General features: G+C 72.0%; 18 protein-coding genes and 1 pseudogene. 10 read left to right on the top strand and 9 right to left on the bottom strand.

Translation table 11 applies throughout. The annotated features are described in order from the left end of the window. Nucleotides 1-62 precede the first annotated feature (62 nt). Nucleotides 63-905 (top strand): CAP domain-containing protein, encoded by an 843-nt coding sequence (locus tag ACWGH4_RS12660; RefSeq protein WP_441261489.1) that lies wholly within the window; start codon nucleotides 63-65, stop codon nucleotides 903-905. Nucleotides 906-1,155: 250 nt separating this feature from the next. On the opposite strand, the gene ACWGH4_RS12655 is transcribed toward ACWGH4_RS12660, so the two are convergent. Genes ACWGH4_RS12655 through ACWGH4_RS12645 form a run of 3 tightly spaced genes read right to left on the bottom strand, consistent with a single transcriptional unit; the run spans nucleotide 1,156 to nucleotide 3,553 of the window. After that, on the bottom strand, nucleotides 1,156-2,454 hold the full coding sequence (locus ACWGH4_RS12655) for a sensor histidine kinase (protein WP_453459246.1): 1,299 nt from the start codon (nucleotides 2,452-2,454) through the stop codon (nucleotides 1,156-1,158). Continuing rightward, entirely contained in the window at nucleotides 2,451-3,143 is a 693-nt protein-coding gene (locus tag ACWGH4_RS12650; protein WP_453459243.1) for a response regulator transcription factor, read from the bottom strand. Before ACWGH4_RS12650 ends, ACWGH4_RS12655 begins: the two co-directional genes overlap by 4 nt. Before the next feature lie 53 nt (nucleotides 3,144-3,196). Beyond that, nucleotides 3,197-3,553, bottom strand: a complete 357-nt coding sequence (locus ACWGH4_RS12645) for a hypothetical protein (RefSeq protein WP_453459240.1) — start codon at nucleotides 3,551-3,553, stop codon at nucleotides 3,197-3,199. On the opposite strand from ACWGH4_RS12645, the gene ACWGH4_RS12640 reads away from it, so the two are divergent. Then, nucleotides 3,546-3,767, top strand: a complete 222-nt coding sequence (locus tag ACWGH4_RS12640) for a hypothetical protein (protein ID WP_441261483.1) — start codon at nucleotides 3,546-3,548, stop codon at nucleotides 3,765-3,767. The genes ACWGH4_RS12645 and ACWGH4_RS12640 overlap by 8 nt on opposite strands. A 181-nt stretch (nucleotides 3,768-3,948) precedes the next feature. Further along, nucleotides 3,949-6,009: a pectinesterase family protein gene (locus ACWGH4_RS12635; RefSeq protein WP_453459237.1), complete on the top strand. Its 2,061-nt coding sequence runs from the start codon at nucleotides 3,949-3,951 to the stop codon at nucleotides 6,007-6,009. 202 nt (nucleotides 6,010-6,211) lie between these two features. On the opposite strand, the gene ACWGH4_RS12630 is transcribed toward ACWGH4_RS12635, so the two are convergent. Next, nucleotides 6,212-7,078 carry a PhzF family phenazine biosynthesis protein gene (locus tag ACWGH4_RS12630; protein ID WP_453459235.1) on the bottom strand — a complete coding sequence of 289 codons (867 nt, stop codon included), beginning with the start codon at nucleotides 7,076-7,078 and terminating at the stop codon, nucleotides 6,212-6,214. 193 nt (nucleotides 7,079-7,271) lie between these two features. Here ACWGH4_RS12630 and ACWGH4_RS12625 point away from each other — a divergent pair, with 193 nt between their 5' ends. Continuing rightward, nucleotides 7,272-8,783, top strand: coding sequence for a carboxylesterase/lipase family protein (locus ACWGH4_RS12625; RefSeq protein WP_453459232.1), 1,512 nt, complete (start codon nucleotides 7,272-7,274; stop codon nucleotides 8,781-8,783). A 106-nt stretch (nucleotides 8,784-8,889) separates the two neighbouring features. On the opposite strand, the gene ACWGH4_RS12620 is transcribed toward ACWGH4_RS12625, so the two are convergent. Next, a complete protein-coding gene (locus ACWGH4_RS12620) occupies nucleotides 8,890-9,432 on the bottom strand; it encodes a hypothetical protein (RefSeq protein ID WP_453459230.1) in 543 nt (180 codons plus the stop codon). Then, nucleotides 9,429-10,613 (bottom strand): helix-turn-helix domain-containing protein, encoded by a 1,185-nt coding sequence (locus ACWGH4_RS12615; protein WP_453459227.1) that lies wholly within the window; start codon nucleotides 10,611-10,613, stop codon nucleotides 9,429-9,431. Before ACWGH4_RS12615 ends, ACWGH4_RS12620 begins: the two co-directional genes overlap by 4 nt. A gap of 205 nt (nucleotides 10,614-10,818) precedes the next feature. On the opposite strand from ACWGH4_RS12615, the pseudogene ACWGH4_RS12610 reads away from it, so the two are divergent. Further along, nucleotides 10,819-11,427: pseudogene (locus ACWGH4_RS12610) on the top strand (NAD(P)H-dependent oxidoreductase); the annotation flags it as partial. Between the two features lie 162 nt (nucleotides 11,428-11,589). On the opposite strand, the gene ACWGH4_RS12605 reads toward ACWGH4_RS12610, so the two are convergent. Both ACWGH4_RS12605 and ACWGH4_RS12600 read right to left on the bottom strand, forming a co-directional pair. Then, nucleotides 11,590-12,441 (bottom strand): hypothetical protein, encoded by an 852-nt coding sequence (locus ACWGH4_RS12605; protein WP_453459224.1) that lies wholly within the window; start codon nucleotides 12,439-12,441, stop codon nucleotides 11,590-11,592. Nucleotides 12,442-12,508: 67 nt separating this feature from the next. Beyond that, the gene (locus tag ACWGH4_RS12600; RefSeq protein WP_453459221.1) at nucleotides 12,509-14,656 is read right to left on the bottom strand and encodes a hypothetical protein; all 2,148 of its coding nucleotides are present in this window, start codon (nucleotides 14,654-14,656) and stop codon (nucleotides 12,509-12,511) included. 138 nt (nucleotides 14,657-14,794) lie between these two features. Here ACWGH4_RS12600 and ACWGH4_RS12595 point away from each other — a divergent pair, with 138 nt between their 5' ends. The 3 genes from ACWGH4_RS12595 (at nucleotide 14,795) to ACWGH4_RS12585 (ending at nucleotide 17,974) form a co-directional block, all read left to right on the top strand. Further along, nucleotides 14,795-15,397, top strand: a complete 603-nt coding sequence (locus ACWGH4_RS12595; RefSeq protein WP_441261475.1) for a TIGR03086 family metal-binding protein — start codon at nucleotides 14,795-14,797, stop codon at nucleotides 15,395-15,397. Between the two features lie 407 nt (nucleotides 15,398-15,804). After that, nucleotides 15,805-16,212, top strand: coding sequence for a BlaI/MecI/CopY family transcriptional regulator (locus ACWGH4_RS12590; protein WP_453459218.1), 408 nt, complete (start codon nucleotides 15,805-15,807; stop codon nucleotides 16,210-16,212). Nucleotides 16,213-16,399: 187 nt separating this feature from the next. Further along, on the top strand, nucleotides 16,400-17,974 hold the full coding sequence (locus tag ACWGH4_RS12585; protein ID WP_453459215.1) for an adenosine deaminase family protein: 1,575 nt from the start codon (nucleotides 16,400-16,402) through the stop codon (nucleotides 17,972-17,974). Nucleotides 17,975-18,217: 243 nt separating this feature from the next. Here the strand turns inward: ACWGH4_RS12585 and ACWGH4_RS12580 are convergent, their stop codons facing one another. Further along, nucleotides 18,218-18,604, bottom strand: a complete 387-nt coding sequence (locus tag ACWGH4_RS12580) for a DoxX family protein (RefSeq protein ID WP_453459212.1) — start codon at nucleotides 18,602-18,604, stop codon at nucleotides 18,218-18,220. Between the two features lie 173 nt (nucleotides 18,605-18,777). Here ACWGH4_RS12580 and ACWGH4_RS12575 point away from each other — a divergent pair, with 173 nt between their 5' ends. After that, nucleotides 18,778-19,251 (top strand): carboxymuconolactone decarboxylase family protein, encoded by a 474-nt coding sequence (locus ACWGH4_RS12575; protein ID WP_453459210.1) that lies wholly within the window; start codon nucleotides 18,778-18,780, stop codon nucleotides 19,249-19,251. A 144-nt stretch (nucleotides 19,252-19,395) separates the two neighbouring features. Then, on the top strand, nucleotides 19,396-19,837 hold a 442-nt coding region (locus ACWGH4_RS12570; protein ID WP_453459207.1), incomplete at its 3' end, for a sigma-70 family RNA polymerase sigma factor.

Below are 19,837 nucleotides of genomic sequence, written 5' to 3'. Positions count from 1 at the left end.
GCGCAGCGGCGCCCTCCGGGATCACGATTGCTCAGCCGTCTTCCTTCCGAGGTGTCGTAAGCATGGGTTCTCGACGAGCCGCTCGCCCCAACGCCCGCTCGCACGCCCGGCCCAGGACCGGCCTGCGGGCCCGTAGCGCCGTACTGGCCCTCGGTGTGATCACCGTGACCGCCGGGGTCGGGATCACTGTGGCCACGGGCGGGGACGAGGGCGGAGCGAGCCGCGTGGAGACCAACGCCGCCGGGGACGCCGCCGAGGCGGGCGGCGAGGAGACCGCGGCGAGCCCGTCGCTCCTCGCGTCACCCTCCCCCTCGGCGAGCGCGAGCGCCTCGCCGAGCCCGAGCGTCACCGCCTCCGCCGCGCCGAAGCGGGCGCCGAGCCCGTCGGCGTCGACGACGAAGCCCCGGCCACGGACGACCACGCAGACGGCGACCGGCGCTCCCACGGGCGGCGACCGCCCGGCCTCTTCCTCCGGCGGGTCCGGTTCCGGCACATCGGGCGGTTCCGGCGGCACGGATCCGAGCGGCCCCGAGGCCCAGGTCCTGTCGCTCGTCAACAAGGAGCGCGCGTCCGCGGGATGCTCGCCGCTCACCGCCAACGCGAAGCTGACACAGGCCGCCGACGACTACAGCGACGTCATGGCCCGCAGCGGCGTGATGTCGCACACCGGGCCCGACGGCTCCACGATGACGAGCCGCGTCGAGGCCGCCGGATACGTCTGGTCGACGCTGGGCGAGAACATAGCCAGGGGGCAGGCGGACGCCGCGTCCGTGATGAATTCATGGATGAACAGCCCCGGCCATCGCGCGAACATACTGAACTGCTCGTTCAAGGAGCTCGGCGTCGGCGTCCACTTCGGCGACGGCGGCCCGTGGTGGACGCAGAACTTCGGCGCCGGCCGCTAGACCGGCGCGGCGACCCTTCGCATCCCGGCCGGGCCCACGCGGGCGCATCACCGAGAATGCATCCCGTTCATCGGCGGCACGTTGTCACTCACGCGGCCCATCCTGTCCCGCCGGCGACAGGCCGCGGTACCTGTTCCGCTCAGGATCCCTGACCCAAGTCACAGGCAGCGGCGGGGACATCGCGGGAGCGCCGCGTCCGTCATCGGCCAGGGTCGAGCCACGACGGCAGCCGCATGCGCCCGTAGACCCCTCACACCAGCCCGAAGGACACCCGCACCCGCGCGCCGCCCATCGGGGCGCGGGTGATCTCCAGGTGGCCGTCCGCGGCCTGCGCCGCTCGCGCCACGATGTCCAGGCCGAGCCCGGTGCTGCCCGCGCCTCCGCCGCCGACGCCGCGGGTGAGGGCCGCCTGCGGATCGGCGACGCCGGGGCCGGCGTCGTCCACGGTCAGCACCACCTGCCGGTCGTCGCGTTCCACCCGTACGGCGAAGGCGGTGCCCTGCGGGGTGTGCCGGAAGACGTTGCCGATCAAGGCGTCCACCACCGCGGCGAGGTCGTCCTCCAGGAACCGCACGGGCGTCCGGCGCGGCGTGAAGGAGCGTTCGCAGATCCGGTTCTGCTGCTTGGCGAGCACCGACCAGAAGTCGAGTCGCATCGCGACGACCTCCGTCACCTCGCAGGGCCGCATCGGCGCCTGGCCGCTTCCCTGGCTCGCGGCCAACGGGGTACGGGCGGCGGTGATGATCGAGTCGAGTTCGCTCTCGAGCTGGGAGACGGCCGCGGTGATCCGGCGGGCTCCCGCCGACGGGCCCATGAGGTCCGCCTCGAGGTACAGGGCGGTCAGCGGGGTGCGCAGACGGTGCGAGAGGTCGGCGACCATCTCGCGTTCGATGGCGAGCAGTTCCACGACACGGTCGGCCATGGTGTTGAACGCCGCGCCGGCGTCCTGGAGTTCCGGCGGACCGTCCGGTTCCACCCGCACGTCCAGGTCGCCGGAGCCGAGCGCCAGCGAGGCGCGTTTCAGGCTCTGCGAGGACCGGACGACCCGGGCGCCCAGCCGGTCGGCGACGAGCACGGAGCCGCCCACCAGCCCCAGGGCCAGCAGCGACATCACACCCCAGGAGGCCGCCACCCCGCGGGTCAGCTCCGCGGCCGGCACATACGCCTCGACGACGGCGACCCGGTCCCCCGGCAGGACGACGGGCTGGAGGTAGACCCATCCCTCCGCGGTGTCCATGGCCAGCGTGCCCCGGCTGCGCACCGCCCGGTCGAGCGCTTCCCGCGGGGCGTGCGGGGTGCCGACGAACCCGCCGTCCGGGAGCCGTACGGCCAGCCGGTCGTGGGAGTCCAGCTCCGCGACGGCCTGCTGGACGTCACTCCGGCGGGTGGTGAGGGCGAGGACGGGCGACAGGGCGGACGCCCGCTGTTCGGCGGCGGTGGTCACCCGGTCGCGGGCCTGCTCGCGGACCAGCAGGGCGAGGGGGATGAGGAAGGACAGCGCGACCATCGACGTCACGGCCAGCGCGATCCCGGCGAGTGCGCGTCTCATGAGGGCGAGCTGACCAGTTTTATACCGATTCCTCGCACTGTGTGGAGGTATCGGGGGTGCGACGCCTTTTCGCCCAATTTCCTGCGGAGAGCGGAGAGATGGACGTCCACGGTCTGGTCCTCCAGATACGGCTGCTGCCACACCTCGGCGAGGATCCGCTTGCGGGACATCACCTGGTCCGCGTGTGCCGCCAGATACGCGAGAAGATCGAACTCCCGGCGGGTGAGAGCAAGCTCACGCCCGGCGAGGTGGGCGGTGCGGGCCCGAGGGTCGATCCGCAGCTCGCCGACCTGGACGACGGGCTGCCGGTCGGCCGCCTCCACGGCCGGCCCGGACCGGCGCAGCACGGCCGCCAGCCGGGCGGCCAACTGGCCGCCGGAGAACGGCTTGACCATGTAGTCGTCGGCCCCCGCGTTGAGCAGCCTGATGGTCTCCGTGTCGTCGTCGCGGGCGGTGGCGACCAGGACGGGCACCCGGGATATGCCCCGGATCATCCGCAGGACGTCGAGCCCGTCCAGGTCGGGCAGCCCGAGGTCGAGCACCACGATGTCGGGCGGGCACTGGGTCACTTCGCGCAGCGCCTCGAAGCCCTGGTGGGCGGTCTTCACCGCGTACCCGTGTCCGGTGAGGACCTCGATGAGCGCGGCCCGGATGACAGGGTCGTCCTCGACGACAAGTACGGAGGCCATGAGCAGGCACGTTAGCCGGTCCGTCAGTATGGTGTCGTGTCCCGCCTTCCGCGTTATCTGCTCATCTGGCTGTCGTGCACCGCGGCCAGTGTCACGGCCGTGATGCTCACGGTCCATTTCGTGGTGGGTTCGACCAGACCGACGGCACCGGTCGCGCAGTCCGCGCCCAGGGACTTCGCGGCGTCGCCCCGGTCGTCCTCCCCCGCGGCCGGCCCCTCCCCCTCGCCCAGCCCCGAGCCGACGCCGAGCGTGCGCACGCGGTCGCCGTCGCCGTCCCCGACGACCGAGAAGCCGCGTACGGCGACGCCGACGCCGGCGGCGCGCACGACGCCGCCCCCGCGGGAGGAAGAACCCGCCGCGCCCCCGGACAACGGCCAGGGCTGCGAGGAGGGCGGCTCGGGTGTGCACACGATCTCCTCCCAGGGCGGCAAGGCGACCGTGCGCTACGGCAGCGGCGGTGTGTGCCTCATCTCGGCCGTGCCGAACGAGGGCTTCACGGTCAGCACGTCGCAGACCGCGCCCCAGACGCTGACGGCGACCTTCTCGGCCGCCCGCCACCGCTCGGAGATCACCGCCACGACCGAGCCCTCCGACCGGGCGAGCGTGCGCGAGACGTCGTTCTGACCGCGTCGTTCCGACCGCCTCGTTCCGACCGCCTCGTTCCGACCGCCTCGTTCCGACCGCCTCGTTCCGACCGCCTCGTTCCGACCGCCTCCGGCCGGCAACCTTTCCGGCCTGCGGCGGCAACTGCTTGGCATGCCCCTACCAAAAGAGGGGCGACCCCCACGCAGAACGGGAACGACGCATGAGTGGGACAGTCGGCAAGGCGCGGCACCGCCGCGGAAGAAGGGCGCTGCGGGTCGGTGTCCCACTGGCCCTGACCGCGGCGGTGGGTCTGGCGTACGGGACGGACGTCGGAATCCTCGGGCAGGACGTCCGGCAGGAAGCCGCGGCGGCGGGCACCGCCGCGTGGACCGATGACGTCGCCGACGGTTTCGCGTCGGTCCACGCGCTGGGCCAGAAGGGGACGTACGGCGGGCGGGACGGCAGGACCGTCACCGTACGGACGCAGGCGGACCTGGAGAAGTACGCGACCGCGGCCGAGCCCTACGTCATCGTGGTCGCCGGCACGATCGCCATGAACCCCAAGGGCAAGGAGATCAAGGTCGCCTCCGACAAAACGATCGTCGGCTCCGGCACCTCGGGCCACATCGTCGGAGGCGGCTTCTTCCTCGGACAGGGCGTCCACAACGTGATCATCCGGAACCTGACCATCCGGGACTCGTACCACGGCACATGGAACGACAAGGAGAACGACTGGGACGCCATCCAGATGGATGGCGCGCACCACGTCTGGATCGATCACAACGACCTGCGTCACATGGCCGACGGCCTGATCGACAGCCGCAAGGACACCACGTACGTGACGGTGTCCTGGAACAGGCTGAGCGACAACAACAAGACGTTCGGCATCGGCTGGACGGAGAACGTCACCGCCGACCTCACGATCCACCACAACTGGTTCCTCGAGACCGAGCAGCGCAACCCGTCCACCGACAACGTGGCCCACGCCCACCTCTACAACAACTACCTCCAGGACGTACCCGGCACGGACATCACGACCTCGTACGGCAACTACGCCCGCGGCAGGACCCGGATGGTCCTGGAGAACAGCTACTTCCAGGGCATGCGGAACCCGGTCACCAAGGACAGCACGGCCGCCGTCGTCCAGCGCGGCAACGTCTTCTCCGGCACGAGCGGCCGCAACGAGAGCGGCGGCACGGCGTTCGACCCCCGGGCGTACTACGACTACACACTCGACCGGGCGACGGACGTTCCCGCGCTGCTGAGGTCGGGGGCAGGACCGAGGGCGGCCATCGGAACGGCGGCCAACGCCCCGGCCGCCGCGGGCACCCTCACGGTCGCCAAGGACGGCACCGGCCAGTACACGAGCGTGCAGAAGGCCGTCGACGCCGTCGCGGCGGGCAACACCGCCCGCGTGGTGATCAATGTGAAACCCGGCACCTACCGCGAGACGGTCAAGGTTCCCGCCGACAAGCCCCACATCACGATCCAGGGGACGGGCGCGAGCCGCAAGGACACCGTCATCATCCACGGGAACGCCGCCGGCACGCCGAAGCCGGACGGCTCAGGCACCTACGGCACCAGCGGCAGCGCCACCGTCGCCGTGGAGGCCGACGACTTCCAGGCCCGCAACCTCACCGTCTCCAACGACTTCGACGAGGCGAAGAACCAGCACCTGAACGGACACCAGGCGGTTGCCCTGCGCACCGCCGCCGACCGCGTCGTCCTCGACAGCATCATCGTGAGCGGCGACCAGGACACCCTGCTGCTGGACACCCGTTCCAAGGAAGCCCTCGGCCGGGTCCACATGTCCAACTCCTACGTCATCGGCAACGTGGACTTCATCTTCGGCCGCGCGACCGCCGTGATCGACCGGTCCGTCATCACACTCAAGAAGCGGTGGAACGGGACCTCCGCCGGCTACGTCACGGCGCCGAGCACCCCCGCGCACCGCAACGGGTTCCTCATCACCCGCTCCACCGTGAACGGCGACGTGTCCGCGGGCAGCTTCCACCTCGGCCGCCCGTGGCACGCCGGCGGCGACGCCACGCTCGACCCGCAGACCACGGTCCGCGACTCCAGTCTCAGCAGCGCGGTGCGGACCGCGCCGTGGACGGACATGGGCGGTTTCTCCTGGAAGGACGGCCGTTTCGCCGAATACCGGAACACCGGCCCCGGGTCCGGGCCGGCCGGCACGAATCGCCCCCACCTGACCGACGCCCAGGCGGCCGGGCAGGAGCACGCGGAATGGCTCGGCGACTGGACCCCGACCGCGGGGTGACCTGCGCGACGGGGGCGCCGCACGGCGTCACGGCGATCACGCCGCGCGGTCCGGCGCCCCGGCGAGGGGGCCGGCCGGGCGGGCAGCGCCTCCGCGAGGGCGAGGTCCGCCGGGCAGCGCCCACCGCGAGGCGGGATCGGTCCGTGCCAGGCGCGATCCGCCGGGCAGCGCCCCCGCACGCCGCGCCGCATCCGTGGCCGCGTCAGGCGATCCGTGTGCCGGCCCCCGACACCCGTACCCGCTTGTCGCCCGCGCGCAGTTCCACGGTCAGCAGACCGGGGCGTCCCATGTCCGCGCCTTGGTGGAGGGTGAGCACCGACGCCTCGGGGACCAGGCCCAGCTCGCGGGCGTACGCGCCGAACGCGCCTGCCGCCGCGCCCGTCGCCGGGTCCTCGACGACGCCGCCGACCGGGAACGGGTCGCGTACGTGGAAGACGGTCTCCGACTCCCGCCACACCAGCTGGACCGTGGTCAGGTCGAGACGGCGCATCAGCGCCTCGAGGCGGTCGAAGTCGTACGCAAGGTCCGCCAGCCGTGCCCGGGTCGCGGCGCCGAGCACCAGGTGCCGGGCGCCCGCGAAGGCGATACGCGGCGGCAGCGCGGGATCCAGGTCGGCGGCCGGCCAGTCCAGCGCGGCCAGCGCCTCCGCGACGTCCGCGTCCGCGATCTCCTCGCTGTGCGGCTCGACCGTGGTCAGCGTCGCCCGCAGTGCGCCGTCCTCCTCGGTCACGGTCACGGGGACCGTCCCGGCGCGGGTCGCGAACACGAGGTCGCCGGGCCCGATCCGCTCGCCGAGTGCGACGGCGGTGGCGACGGTGGCATGCCCGCAGAACGGCACCTCGGCCTTGGGGCTGAAGTAGCGGATGGTGAACACCCTGCCCGGCTCGCCCCCGAGCCCTTCGGGCGGCGCGGTCACGAACGCGGACTCGCTGTACCCGACCGCCGCGGCGATGGCGAGCATCCCGGCGTCGTCCAGTCCCGCGGCGTCCAGGACGACCCCGGCGGGATTGCCGCCCTCGGGGTCGCCGGAGAATGCGGTGTAGCGCAGGACTTCGTTCTTCGTCGTCATGATCGTCGGAACTACCGGGCGGGGCAGTCTTGTTCCCCGGCCGGCTCCCAGGTCCGCCGGGATCGACATCGCGGCTGCGTCAATCGCTGTGATCTTGGTGTTGGTGCCCGCGGCCGGTGCGCTGGGATGCTGGCCTGCGGGAGCCGGCCCGGGACCGCGGGCGGCTCGACGGCGAGATGGGGGTTGCGTTTCCGTGGTGGTGTTCCGGACGAACGACGGGCCTGTGCGCGGGCGCCGGGTCGCGGACGACGTGGTGGCCGTGCTCGGGATCCCGTACGCCGCTCCTCCTTTCGGGGCGGCGCGGTTCCGGGAGCCGCTGCCCGCCGAGCCCTGGACGGAGGTGCGGGACTGCACGCGTTTCGGGCCCGTGTCCCCGCAGTCGGCCGAGCTGCCGGGATCCCCGTCGTGGTCGCCCGGTGACGAGGACGTCCTGACGCTCAACGTGTGGGCGCCGGCGGGTGCGGCCTCGCTGCCGGTGCTGGTGTGGATCCACGGCGGGGCGTACACCTTCGGGTCGTCGGCGCAGCCCGACTTCGACGGGACGGCCCTGGCACGCGACGGCGGGCTGGTCGTGGTGACGGTCAACTACCGGCTGGGGTTCGAGGGCTTCGGGCACGTACCGGCGGACGGGGGCGGCACGCGTCATCCGGACAACCGCGGGCTGCTCGACCAGGTCGCGGCGCTGTGGTGGGTGCGCGAGAACATCGCCGCGTTCGGTGGCGACCCGGACAACGTCACGGCGGCCGGCCAGTCCGCCGGCGCGACCTCTGTGGCCGCTCTGATGGTGATGGACCGGGCCCGGGGGCTGTTCCGCCGTGCGATCGCGCACAGCGCGGTCGGCCCGTGCTGGTCGGCCAAGCTCGCGCGGGAGATCACCGCGCGGGTCGCGGCAGCGGCGGGCGTCCCGGCGACGGCCGCGGCCCTGGCCGCGACACCGCCGGAGGCCCTGGTCGCCGCCTCCGACGCGGTCGCGGACGCCTACCGTCGCGACCCCGCGTCGGGGCACCTCCACTACGACCCGGTGCTCTACGCTCCGGTCGCCGACGGTGACGTGCTGCCGGCGGACCCGCTCGCCGCCGTGGCCGCGGGGGCCGGGAGGGATGTGGACCTGCTTGTCTGCCACACCACGCAGGAGTACTGGCTGATGGACGCGGTCAGCAGCAGCGCGAAGGTCACGACCTGGGACGGGCTGAAACGGTTCGCGGCCCATTTCGGACTGCCGGACGACCTGCCGGACCGCTACCGGGCCCTCCTGCCGGACGACGCGCCGGTGCTCGACGTGTACCTCTCGGTCTTCGGCGACCTGCTGTTCGCCGAGTACAGCAGCAGACTGGGCGAGGCGCACGCACGGGCGGGCGGCCGGGCGTTCGTGTCCCGCTTCGACCGGCGGCGCAGCGGCCCGCGGGGCGAGGTGCTCGCCTGGCACTGCGCCGATGTGCCCTTGGTGTTCGGCAACCACGGCCTGGCGGCAGTGGAGTTCCTCATCGGGGGCCCGCCCTCCCCGGCGGACGACGCCCTGTCGCGGCGCATGCTCTCGGCCTGGGCGGCGTTCGCGTCGACCAGCGATCCCGGATGGCAGCCCCTCGATTCGTCAGGGTCCGGCGCGGCCCGGATCTGGGCGCCGGACGACGGCGAGGCCCGCACCCCGCTGCCCGACACCCGGCCGCTGTGGGGGGACTTCGAGTACCGGCCGCTGGAGCCGTGACCGGACGGTGGCGCATACCGCCCCTGAACCGCAGCCAGTGCTTCACAAGCTTGGTGCCGCCACGAACACGACACACGGCCCTTTGCGTCGGGGCCCTGGTGACGGCCTACTGTTGGAGATCCGAAGGCCGCCGGGACACACGATGCAGATGACGGCCCGCTGCCACCATCGCCTCCAACAGTCCGTGACCATCGCCAGGGCTGATCAGCCCACCGACCACGGCTTCGTTCACAAGGTCGTACGTCTCCTTGGTCGTGATGTCTCTGCGACGGGCGTAGGTGCCGGCGGACCGGTCGTCGGTGATCCACACCGAGTCCCGTAACTCAGGGCGCATGGTGATCAGTACGCACGTCTCCGCCTCGCCGAGGTGCTTCAGCGGCTGCGAAGCCACACCGCCGAACACTGCTCTGCGGACCCGCTCGACCTCGTTCAGCTCACGGGAGTCAGTGATCTCGATGGGATCCCTGAGCCACCCATCCTCCGATATCCCACGCAGCGGCGGATGATGACGGCTCGACTGCTCGGCTTCGTAGGCCACGGCCTGCGTCCAGCGGCCTCGCCCGTCGAGCACCGCTTCCAGAAGCGGGAGACGATCGACGGCAGCGAAATTGCAGAGGACCGTGTTGTCCGGGAACCAGCAGAGCCTCATGGATTGAAGACCGGGTCCTTCGCGTCGAGGTCGGATGCCGGAGCATCGGTTGCACCCTTCTGTTCCGGCTCGAGTACGTCGTGCAGCCAGTCCACGTGCACGTCGAGGAGCGAGGCCAGTGGCCGAAGCGTGGTCTCTCCGGCCGTGTAACCGCTGAAGAGCTGATCCGCAATGCGAGCGGGGAACTGCCGGGCCTCCGCCCACGCCAGTTGCCGCTGGAACTCGGCGGCAGCTCCCGCCATCAAGTGGCACGTCTCCGCGGTGAGGACTCTGAGGCGGTCCCGAACGTCCTTGTCGATCAGCCCTAGTTGCCCCAGCCGCACAGCCAATGCGCTCGGTGACACCTTGAACTCGACCACAAGGTGTGCGAAGGCGTCCCTGCCGAGTTGCCCGTCGGCGGCAACAACTTGCTTGAAGCGCTTCTCGAGTTCGGTAGCCGGCATCAGCAGATGCGAAGCGAACGCGTTCGCTCGGACCTCAGTCAGATCCTTCACCCTGCCCGGCCGGATCCGCTTCTCGACCCTCGGGTCCTGCGCGTCCCTGGCGAGGATGTGTCCGAGTTCGTGCGCCAGGGTGAAGCGCTGCCGTGTCCAGACACTGCTCGGACTGACGAGGACCAGCCGGAAGGTGTCGGTCTGCCAGGTCACTCCGTTCACCCCGTCGGGCAACGCCGTGATCGCCACGTCCACGCCGTACGCCTTGGCACATGCCGCGATCAGCGCGTCGGTCTCGCGTCCCGTTGCCCACTCCCCTGTGGCCGCGAGGCCCCGGGCCGCGTCCTCGGCGAGTTGCCGACCCTGATCGATGTGCAGGGCCAGGTCCGCACGGATGCCCGGGAGAGCCGGCAGCTTCGGGAGCCGGCCGAGCAGCTCCAGCACCTCGTACGCGGCGGTGTAGCGCTGGGCGACCTGGTCCACCTTGTCCCGCTCGGGCACGCTCTCGTCAGTTGTTCGCGCGGCGAACGACGGCTGGGACGGGGCACGCCCGGTGAGCAGCCAGTCGACCGTGGTGCCGCCTGCCTCGGCGATCAGGGCGAGATCGAGTGAGGTGAAGCGTCGAACACCGCTCAGGCTCTTTGAAAGTTTGTCGGGCGTGAGCCGCACGCTCTCGGCGAAGGCAGCCTGGCTCACTGAGGCTGCTTCCATGACCCTGCGTACGCGGTCGCTCACAGTCTCGTCCATTCATTTACCGTACTGATTCGTTGCGAAAATCGCAAGATGATGGTGAGGGTCGTGCCTCTCGCCCGACTCGCCGGCCGCTGCCGCGTCTCACCACGGCTGCAGCTCCGGGCACGCGAATGCGACTGGGTTGCACCTATCGCCCATTGACCCGGCGTCGAGACCGTCCGATCGCCCGCACCAACCACACCGACCTGCCAGCCGGCTGATGACATCCTTCCAGCGACGAACGCCGGTCGGGGGCCTACGATCCGATGCCAAGGCGGCCGAGTGGCAGGCACCGGCCCGCATCGATCCGGGGGGATTCACGCACATGCGCATCGGGGTCTATCTCGCGCATCCGCGACCGGGCAGCTTCAACCACGCCCTCTTCGACGCGGTCGTCGCCGAACTGCGGGCCCACGGGGCCGAAGTGCTCGCCCACGACCTGTGCGCCGAGGGCTTCCCGCCGGTGCTGAGCGCCGGCGAGACGGAGACGGTCCGGGCGTCGGACGAGGCGCCTGATCCCCAAGTGGCCCTGCACCGAGCGGAAGTGGCCTCGCTCGACGCGCTGGTCTTCGTCCATCCCAACTGGTGGGGCATGCCGCCGGCCGTCCTCACCGGCTGGGTGCAGCGCGTGCTGGTGCCCGGTGTCGCGTACAAGCTCGGCAGCGCCGACGGCGAGCCCGTCGGCCTGCTGAGCGCGGGCAGGGCGCTCGTGCTGAACACCTCGGACACCCCGGCCGACCGGGAGGAGGGCGAGTTCGGGGACCCGTTGCAGCGTGTCTGGGCCGCCTGCGTGCTGCCGTACGTCGGTGTCGACGACGTACGGCGGGTGGTCCTCCGTACGGTCACCGACTCGACGGAGCGGCAGCGTGCGGACTGGCTGCGGCGCGCACGGCGCGAGGCCGCGGCGCTGGTGTCCGGCTGCCCCTCCGGCTGCGTGCGCGCCGCCGGGCGGCCGGGAGCCCACAGCGCCCTCGACGGCGGATGGCCGGCGTCAGCGTGGTGGTGGCGCCGGCCGGTCCAGGAAGCGGTGCAGGGACTCCTTCATCGCGGTGACGAACGCGTCCCGCACAGCCTCGGGCAGGAGATCGAGGGACAGGAACGGGTTGAGGTCCTCCAGCTCGACCAGGAGCAGTTCGCCCGTCCTCGTACGGCAGGCGTCGACGCGCTGTATGCCGTGGTCGAGCGTGTTCCAGTCGACGAACCGCTTCGCGAAGCGCAGATCCGCCTCGGTGGGCGCGTACGGCTCGAGGACCCACCGCTGCCCGGGATCGGGGGCGTACAGCGCGTATTGGAAGGCGTCGTCGACGAAGTAGAAGGACACCTCGTACCGGAAGTCCACCCTGGGCTGGACGAGCAGGTCACCGCGTGCGGCGAGTTTGGCGAGGTCCTGGCGCGGGACGAAGTCGAGGCCTATGGAGTCGGCCCCCGCCTTCGGCTTCACCGCGTACTCGTCGGCCTCCGGCAGCCGCGCGAGGTGCTGCGGCCGGTCGACGGTGGGGATCACGGGGTGACCGGCCACCGTGAGGTCCAGCAGATACTGCTTGCCCGCCATGTCGCCCCGGCCGTCGAGCGGGTTGTACACGCGGATGCCCGTCGCAGTGGCCCGCTCGCGGAACGCCTCGTACTCCTTCTGGTAGTGGAGCACGGGGCCGCTGTTGCGGACGACGACCGCGTCGAAGGCGTCCATCAACTCCGCCGCGTCCAGCGGATGGCACAGCGCCAGACGGAAGTCCTCGCGCAGGCGGGACGTGAGAAAGATGTCCTCGTCGCAGTAGCGCCGTCCCCTTGCCGGATAGGCGAGGTCGGTCACGAACAGCAGGCAGGGGCGGGCGGACACGGGCATCTCCTCGGACGGTGGGCCTCCGGCCAACCTATCCACCGCGTCCGGAGCATCCGCAGCCGGCCGGGGGTCAGCGCCGGCCGGACAACGCGCGCTGCGCGGACTTCCGCGCATGGCCCGCCGCGGCCGCCACCGCACGTTCCGGGTGGTGGGTGTGCAGGCTGTCGAGGACGCGCAGCGAGGTGGCGGGATCGACGGCGGCGAGAGCCTCCACCAGGGCGGTAGCGCCGCCCGGCCAGGCGGCGGCCGCCGCGTCGAAGGCGGGGAGCAGGGTCGTGGGCGGGATGTCGGCCGGTCCCGGGATGCCGCTGTCGCCGGAGTCGTCACGGCGCTTCACATGGACGAGCATGTCGTCGATCCAGCGCTGGTCCAGCTCCTCGACGAGCACTGTGGCGCGTGCGCCGAGCGGGACCGCTTCCTCAGGGACGCTCTCGCCACGGGCCAGCAGCAGCCGTCGGGCGGCGTCGCCGGTCACCGGGTCGCCGAGCGCGGCGCGCAGGGCGGTGGTGGGGACGCCCGCGCGGTCGAGCTGCGCGAAGTACTCGGCCGTGCGCGCGGCGTTGGCGTCCTCGGACCTGGCCGCGGCGACCGCGTCGAGGAGTTCGCCCCAGGCCTGGTCCGTGCCCCCGCGCCGGTCCGCGAAAGCGGCGAGGGCGGAGGCGGCGAGTTGGGTGGGCCAGTGCCGGACCGCCGCGACGGTCTGTGCCGCGTCCCAGCCGGCGACGGTCTCCTGGTCGGGGGCGGCCACATGACCGACCGTGATCACGTGGCGCATGGCGGCCGCGCCGAGGGGGGTGAGCCCGTAGGTGTCGCCCGTGCGGAAGACGCAGCCGGTCAGGGCCAGTTGGTCGACCACGGCCGCCAGTCCCTTCGCGGGGGCGTCGATCTCGGCCCGGTCCTCCTCTGTGCGGCCGGGCATCCCGAGCAGCGCGGAGAGCTCCTCGGGCGACGGGGTCTCGTACGCGGCCGGGGCGCTGCCCGGGACGGGGGCGGGCGCGTCCTCCAGTTCGGGTGCCACACCGTCGTCCTTGGCGTCGCAGATCTTGCGGGCCACCGAGTCGGGGGTGCTGCCGCGTTCGTAGAGCGAGTAGAGGATGTGTGCGGCGTCGAACGAGTACGCGTCGTCGGGGCCCGTGACCGGCGGCAGTCGTTCGGCCTGCGCGGCCAGGATGTCGGCGGCGAGTTCGAGCAGTTCCTGAGGAGTGCCGCCGGTCCATACGTCGGAGGCGGGACCGGGGAGCCCGCAGCGCTCCGAGACCTCGCGCAGTTCGTCGTCGAAGTCTCCCGAGGCCAGGGCGGCGGGCAGGGGCGCGGCGTGCAGCAGGCCCTGGATCTCGTCCGGTGCGGGGACGGCGGCCGGGGGTGGCAGCGGGACGGCGGAGTCGCCGTAGTAGTCGAGGTGTTCGTCGAGCATGTGGTCGGCGAGGGACGCGTGCGGCACGGCCTCCGGGCCGGGCGCGAGGGAGGCGTGCGGCCCGGTCAGTGCCCCTTCGAGCCCGGCCGCGGTCCACCGGTCGGTCAACTCGGCCGCGATGTGGTCCAGTTCGCCGGTGAGCGCGTCGTCAGGACGTTCGGCATCGAGTGGAGGCGCGGGCAGCAGCGGGCCGGCCGGTGACGCCGCGCGGGTGTCGCGGGCGAAGGCCTCGAGCAGCGCCTCGGTGAGCCGGGCGCGTACGGAGAAGGTCCGGTCGGCGAGGTCCGAGCGGTGCAGCGGCTCGGGGAGGGCGGGCCGGTCCGCGTGTGGCGTGCTCTCGTGCGCGTCGAGCCAGGCCCGTACGGCGTCGGCGTCGTCGTGGTCCACGCCGTCGGCGGTCAGGAGCGACGCGTACCAGCGGGGCCAGGTCAGGTTCAGCGGGTCGGCCATGGCGCGGCGGAACTCGGGGACGGCCTCCTCGACGGCGGCGACCAGCTTCGCGTGGCGTTTGGCGTTGAGGCGGCCCGCGGACCGTACGCGGTCGGCCAGGGCGGTGAGGACGACCGGCACGGCGTCCAGTTCCTCGTCCCCCGCGTAGAGCAGCTGCGGCAGATCCTCGTGCAGGACCTGCCGGACCAGCTGCGGCGTGGGCTCGGGCACGCCCGCCCTGCGTTCCGCGCCGCGCAGCGCGAGCATCGTCAGCACCGCGTCGGTGGTGCGCACGGGCAGCGCCGCGCCTCTTTCCTGGGACACCCAGGTGAGGAAGTCGTCGCGGCCGGTGTTCAAGGCGTTCGTACGAGTCACTTGTGGAGCGTATGAGGGCGGGCGGCGCCGGAGATCCTTCCGGGCCGGGTGTTAGCCCGATCGGGCGAGCGATCACCTCCGCAGGCGAGGGCTCCGGGGCCGGCGATGAGTTCCGGCCGCGCGGACAGTCACCCCTGTATGAACACTTCAGACGCGACACCCATGCCCGACCTCACCCCCGCCGCCCGCGCCGTGGCCCGATTGCTCGACGCGATCGGTGACGAAGAGCTGGGCGCTCCGACGCCCTGCCCCGACTACTCGGTGCGCGAGCTGCTGGCGCACCTCGACGGCCTGTCGCTCGCGTTCCGCGACGCGGCGCGCAAGGACTTCGGCCCGACGACGGGCACCGATCCCGGCAGCTCGCTCCCGGTGCTCGATGAGAAGTGGCGCACCGTGCTGCCCCAGCGGCTGGACGAGCTGGCGGAGGCCTGGCGGCAGCCGTCGGCGTGGGAGGGCATGACCCAGGCCGGCGGGGTGGACCTGCCGGGGGAGGTCGCCGGGCGCGTCGCCCTGAACGAGCTGGTGCTCCACGGCTGGGACCTCGCGCGGGCGACGGGTCAGGGGTACGACCCCGGTGAGGCGAGTGCGGCAGTCTCCTACGAGATGGTGAAGCCGTCGGGCGACGACTCCCTGCGCGACGGGATCTTCGGCCCGCCGGTCACGGTGCCGGACGACGCGCCGCTGCTGGACCGGGCCGTCGGCATGAGCGGGCGGCGACCGGACTGGCGGCCGGGCGACTGACGCCGAGGGGGCCGGCGGCCCTCCACGACGGAACCGGACGGGGCGAGCAGCGAACTTCCGCCGATCCGAAGCCGCAGCCGAGGGTGCTGGAGTGACCGGTCTCGCTCTGCTCACGCCCGGTCGTGGGCGGTTGTCCCGTTCCGGTCGTGGGCGGTTGTCCGGGTGCGGATCGTTCATCAGCGGTCGGCTCCCCGGTTCTTGAGGTACGTCTCGTCATCCCCGCCAGGTACATGGACAGGTGCTCGGGCGGCTCGCACTGGGGAGCATGAACGTGTGCCCGAGGAACCGAACCTGATGTCGAGCCTGTGGCCGCAGGGGAACGGCGGCCGACGGCGGATGTCCCTCGCTCAGTACGATGCCCGCTCCAGCGTCAGCTGCGCGGGCCGGAGGGACGGGAGGGAGTCGGCATGACGGGCCAGAACCGGAGCGGCACTCCTCGACAGCCGCCCCGCCGGCGGGGCCAGGGCGAGTTGGAGGCCCAGGTGCTGGCGGCGCTGCGCGAGGCGCCGGGGCCGGTGAACACCGCCTGGGTGCGGGAGCGGCTCGGGGGCGATCTCGCCTACACGACCGTCATCACCGTCCTGACCCGGCTGCATGCGAAGGGGGCGGTCTCGCGTGAGCGGGCGGGCCGGTCCTTCGAGTGGACGCCGACCGCCGACGAGGCGGGTCTCGCCGCCCTGCGCATGCGGAAGCTGCTGGACGCGGAAGCCGACAGGGAGGCAGTCCTCGCCAGTTTCGTGACGGCGCTCCCACCGGGCGACGAGCAGCTGCTGCGCGACCTGCTGGCCCGGGCCACGGACGAGGGAAAAGACTGACCGCTGGGGGAACTTCGTCCTTCTGCCGCTGGTACTGCCCTTGAGCGCAGAGTTCTCACCCGCGTCTGAGCACCGGGCCATGTCGCTCGGCCTCACTCGCGTCTGAGCCGGGCCATGTCGCTCGGACGGATGGTTTACGGGGCACAGTCCCCGCTGTGCGAGGTGTCGAGAGCCGCTTCTCGTGATCATGCGTGACGTGATCGTGAAATCCGTACACCGCTCATCGCGCACCCGCCGGTTGTTGACGGCCGCAGGGCTCGCCGCGACCGCCCTCGCCACCTCGCTGCCCGCCACACCGGCCGGAGCCGCCTCGGGCGTGCCGCCCACTCCCCGGCCGACGACCGCCGCCGAGAGCCGCACCGCCGCCTGGCTGGACGCGCACCCGGACGCGGCCGAACGCTTCTTCCGGGATCTGCCCAAGGGAGGGGACCTGCACAATCACCTCTCCGGTGCGGTACGGACCGAGTACCTCATCCAGCTCGCCGCCGAAGACGGACTGTGCATCGACGCCACGATGACGGCAGTCGCGCCTCCGTGCGCCGCAGGCACACGGCCGGCCGCCGACGCCCTGACGGACACCGGCTTCCGGCAGGAGATCGTCAGAGCCTGGTCGATGCAGGACTTCCCGCGGGGCGAGTCGGGACACGACCACTTCTTCGCGACGTTCGGGAAGTTCGGCGCCGCGACGTCGCATCGCGGCAAGATGCTGGCCGACGTGGCGGGCACCGCGGCGGCGCAGAACCAGTCGTACCTGGAGACGATGGTCAGCCCCGCGTCCGCGGGGGCCAGGAAGCTGGCGGCCGACGTCGGCTGGGACGCGGACCTGGCCGCCATGCACCGCAAGCTGCTCGCCGGTGGCCGGCTCGATCAGCTGATCACCGACGCCGAGCGGGAGGCGGACACGGCGGACGCGGAGTTCCGCGAGACCGCGCGCTGCGGGAGTGCACGGCCGGGCCCCGCATGCCGCGTCACCGTCCGCTGGATCTCCCAGGTCTCACGCAACAGCGCTCCGGAACGGGTCTTCACCCAGATCGCGCTCGGGCTGCGCCTCGCCGAGCGGGACGAGCGCTTCGTCGCGGTGAACCTGGTCCAGCCGGAGGACGGCGAGATCTCCCTGCGGGACTACCGCCTTCACATGCGGATGCTGACCTACCTGCACGGTGTCTACCCGCGCGCCCACATCACCCTGCACGCCGGCGAGCTCGTCCCCGGCCTGGTGAAGCCGGAGGATCTCACCTTCCACATCGACGACGCCGTACGCACCGGACAGGCCGAACGCATCGGCCACGGCGTCGACCTCGTCCACGAGGACGACTGGCGGCGTCTGGCCCGCGATATGGCACGCCGCCGGATCGCCGTCGAGGTGCCGCTCACCAGCAACGCGCAGATCCTCCAGGTCGAGGGGGACGAGCACCCGTTCCCGGTCTACCGGAAGTACGGCGTCCCGGTGGTGCTGTCCACCGACGACCCCGGGGTCTCGCGCGGTGACATCGGCCAGGAGTACAGCCGCGCGGCCCGCACCTACGGACTCGGCTACCCCGAGCTGAAGGACCTGGCCCGGGCCTCCCTGGAATACGCCTTCCTGCCGGGCCGCAGCCTGTGGCGTCCCGACCCTGTGCGAAAGGGTTTCCGACCGGTCGAGGAGTGCCGCGCCGCGTATTCGGCCCGCTGCGCCCGCCTGCTGGCAGCCAGCCCGAAGGCCCGTCTGGAATGGCAGCAGGAACAGTCCTTCCGTGTCTTCGAGGCCCGGTACTCCGGCTGACCCCGCCCCGAGCAGCGGCGCGGTGCGCTCAGCCGCGCCCCTGCCGGGCCGACCGGTGCAGCCGCGTCCGCCCGGTGAAGTCCGGCTCGGCGTGGAACACGGTGATCCCCGGTGACCGCCGGGTACAGCCCGCGGGACCGGGTTCCCGGCCGGTGGGCCCCGGCACGGCCGGAGCCGACGACGACGCGGTGCGTCATGCGTCTCCTGCCGGCTCGCCCGCCCGGGGCGTGGACCGCTTCACGATCAGCCGGTGAAGGACTCGGGGCCGAAGCGGCCCCAGGCGACGAAGGCAGCCAGCACGAGGTAGACCAGATCGCCCGCGATCGTCGCTCTCTCGCCCCGGCGGAGCCGCACGGTGAGCGCGCCGATGAAGAGCAGGACGAGCCCGGTGGCAGCCAGCGGCACCAGGACCGGCGCGATGTCGAGCACCGCGGGCAGGACCAGCCCGATCGCGGCGAGGAGCTCGACGGCGCCGATGGCCTTGAGGGCGGTGGGGCTGACATCGTGGGCCCATTGAGTGGCTGCGCCGCCCAGGGCGGCCAGCTTCTCCTGTGCCACAAACATCTTGGCGCTGCCGGCCAGGCAGACAGCGGCCAGCAGACCGGCGGTGATCCACAGCGCGACGTTCATCATCGACTCCCTGATCGAGGTCCTTCCGCACCCGAGACGAGGCAGCAGCACCCCCTGTGACATCCCCGAGTGCGGCCGGTGGAGAGACGCGGGTCACATCCCGTCGTGTCACAGGGACGGGCGCTGCCTCGTCTCGGGGGACGAAGCCACTGACGAGCACGGAGGAGCACACGATGGACGCGCGACTGAACTACTTCGCCGCCCCAGCCGCCGGCAAGGCCCTCAAGCACTTCATGGCGGCGGGCAAGGCGCTCAAGGAATCGTCGCTGCCCGCCGCCCTCCAGGAACTGGTGGCCCTGCGGGTGAGCCAGATCAACGGCTGCGCGGTCTGCCTCGACATGCACACCAAGGAGGCCGCGGCCGCCGGCGAGTCGGCGGTGCGGCTCGCCCTGGTCGCGGCCTGGCGCGAGGCGACGGTCTTCACCGGAGCCGAGCGAGCGGCGCTGGAGCTGGCCGAGCAAGCGACGCGGGTCGCGGACGGGGCCGGCGGGGTCAGCGACGAGGTGTGGGGGCGGGTCGCCGAGCACTACGACGAGGAACAGCTCACCGCCCTCGTTCTCCTCGTCTCGTTCATGAACACGGTGAACCGGCTGAACATCATCACCCAGCAGCCCGCCGGCGACTACCGGGTCGGCCAGTTCCACTGAGCGCGGCGCCCGTTCCAGGGACAGGGGCGGCCACAAGGCACGGAGCGGGGGGTTGCCCGGTTCCGCGACCGACCCGATGATCACGACACGTTCCCCGCGTCGGCGACTCCGGCTCGGGGCGGGAAAGCACGAAAGGGACAACACGTGACCAAGGTCGAGGAGTTCGAGGAGCTCAGGCCGCTGCTGTTCTCGATCGCCTACCGGATCCTGGGCAGCGTCGCCGAGGCCGAGGACGCGGTGCAGGAGACCTGGCTGCGCTTCGACGCCTCGACAACCCGGCCGGTGTCGGTCAAGTCGTTCCTGTCGGCCACCGTGACCCGGATCGCGATCGACGTGCTCCGCTCCGCCCGCGTACGACGGGAGAAGTACGTCGGACCGTGGCTGCCCGAACCCCTTCTCCACGATCCGTACCAGGATCCGGCCCGGGCGGCGGAGCTGGCCGACTCCGTGTCTATGGCGGCGCTGCTGCTCCTGGAGCGGCTCAGCCCGCTGGAACGTTCGGTGTTCGTACTGCGCGAGGTGTTCGCCTTCGGATTCGACGAGATCGCCTCGGCGGTGGGACGCTCGGAGGCTGCCTGCCGGCAGC

It is taken from the genome of Streptomyces sp. NPDC054847 (genome assembly GCF_053610925.1).
Note: the sequence above shows the minus strand (reverse complement) of the source record. Positions and strands in the feature narration are given on the sequence as shown.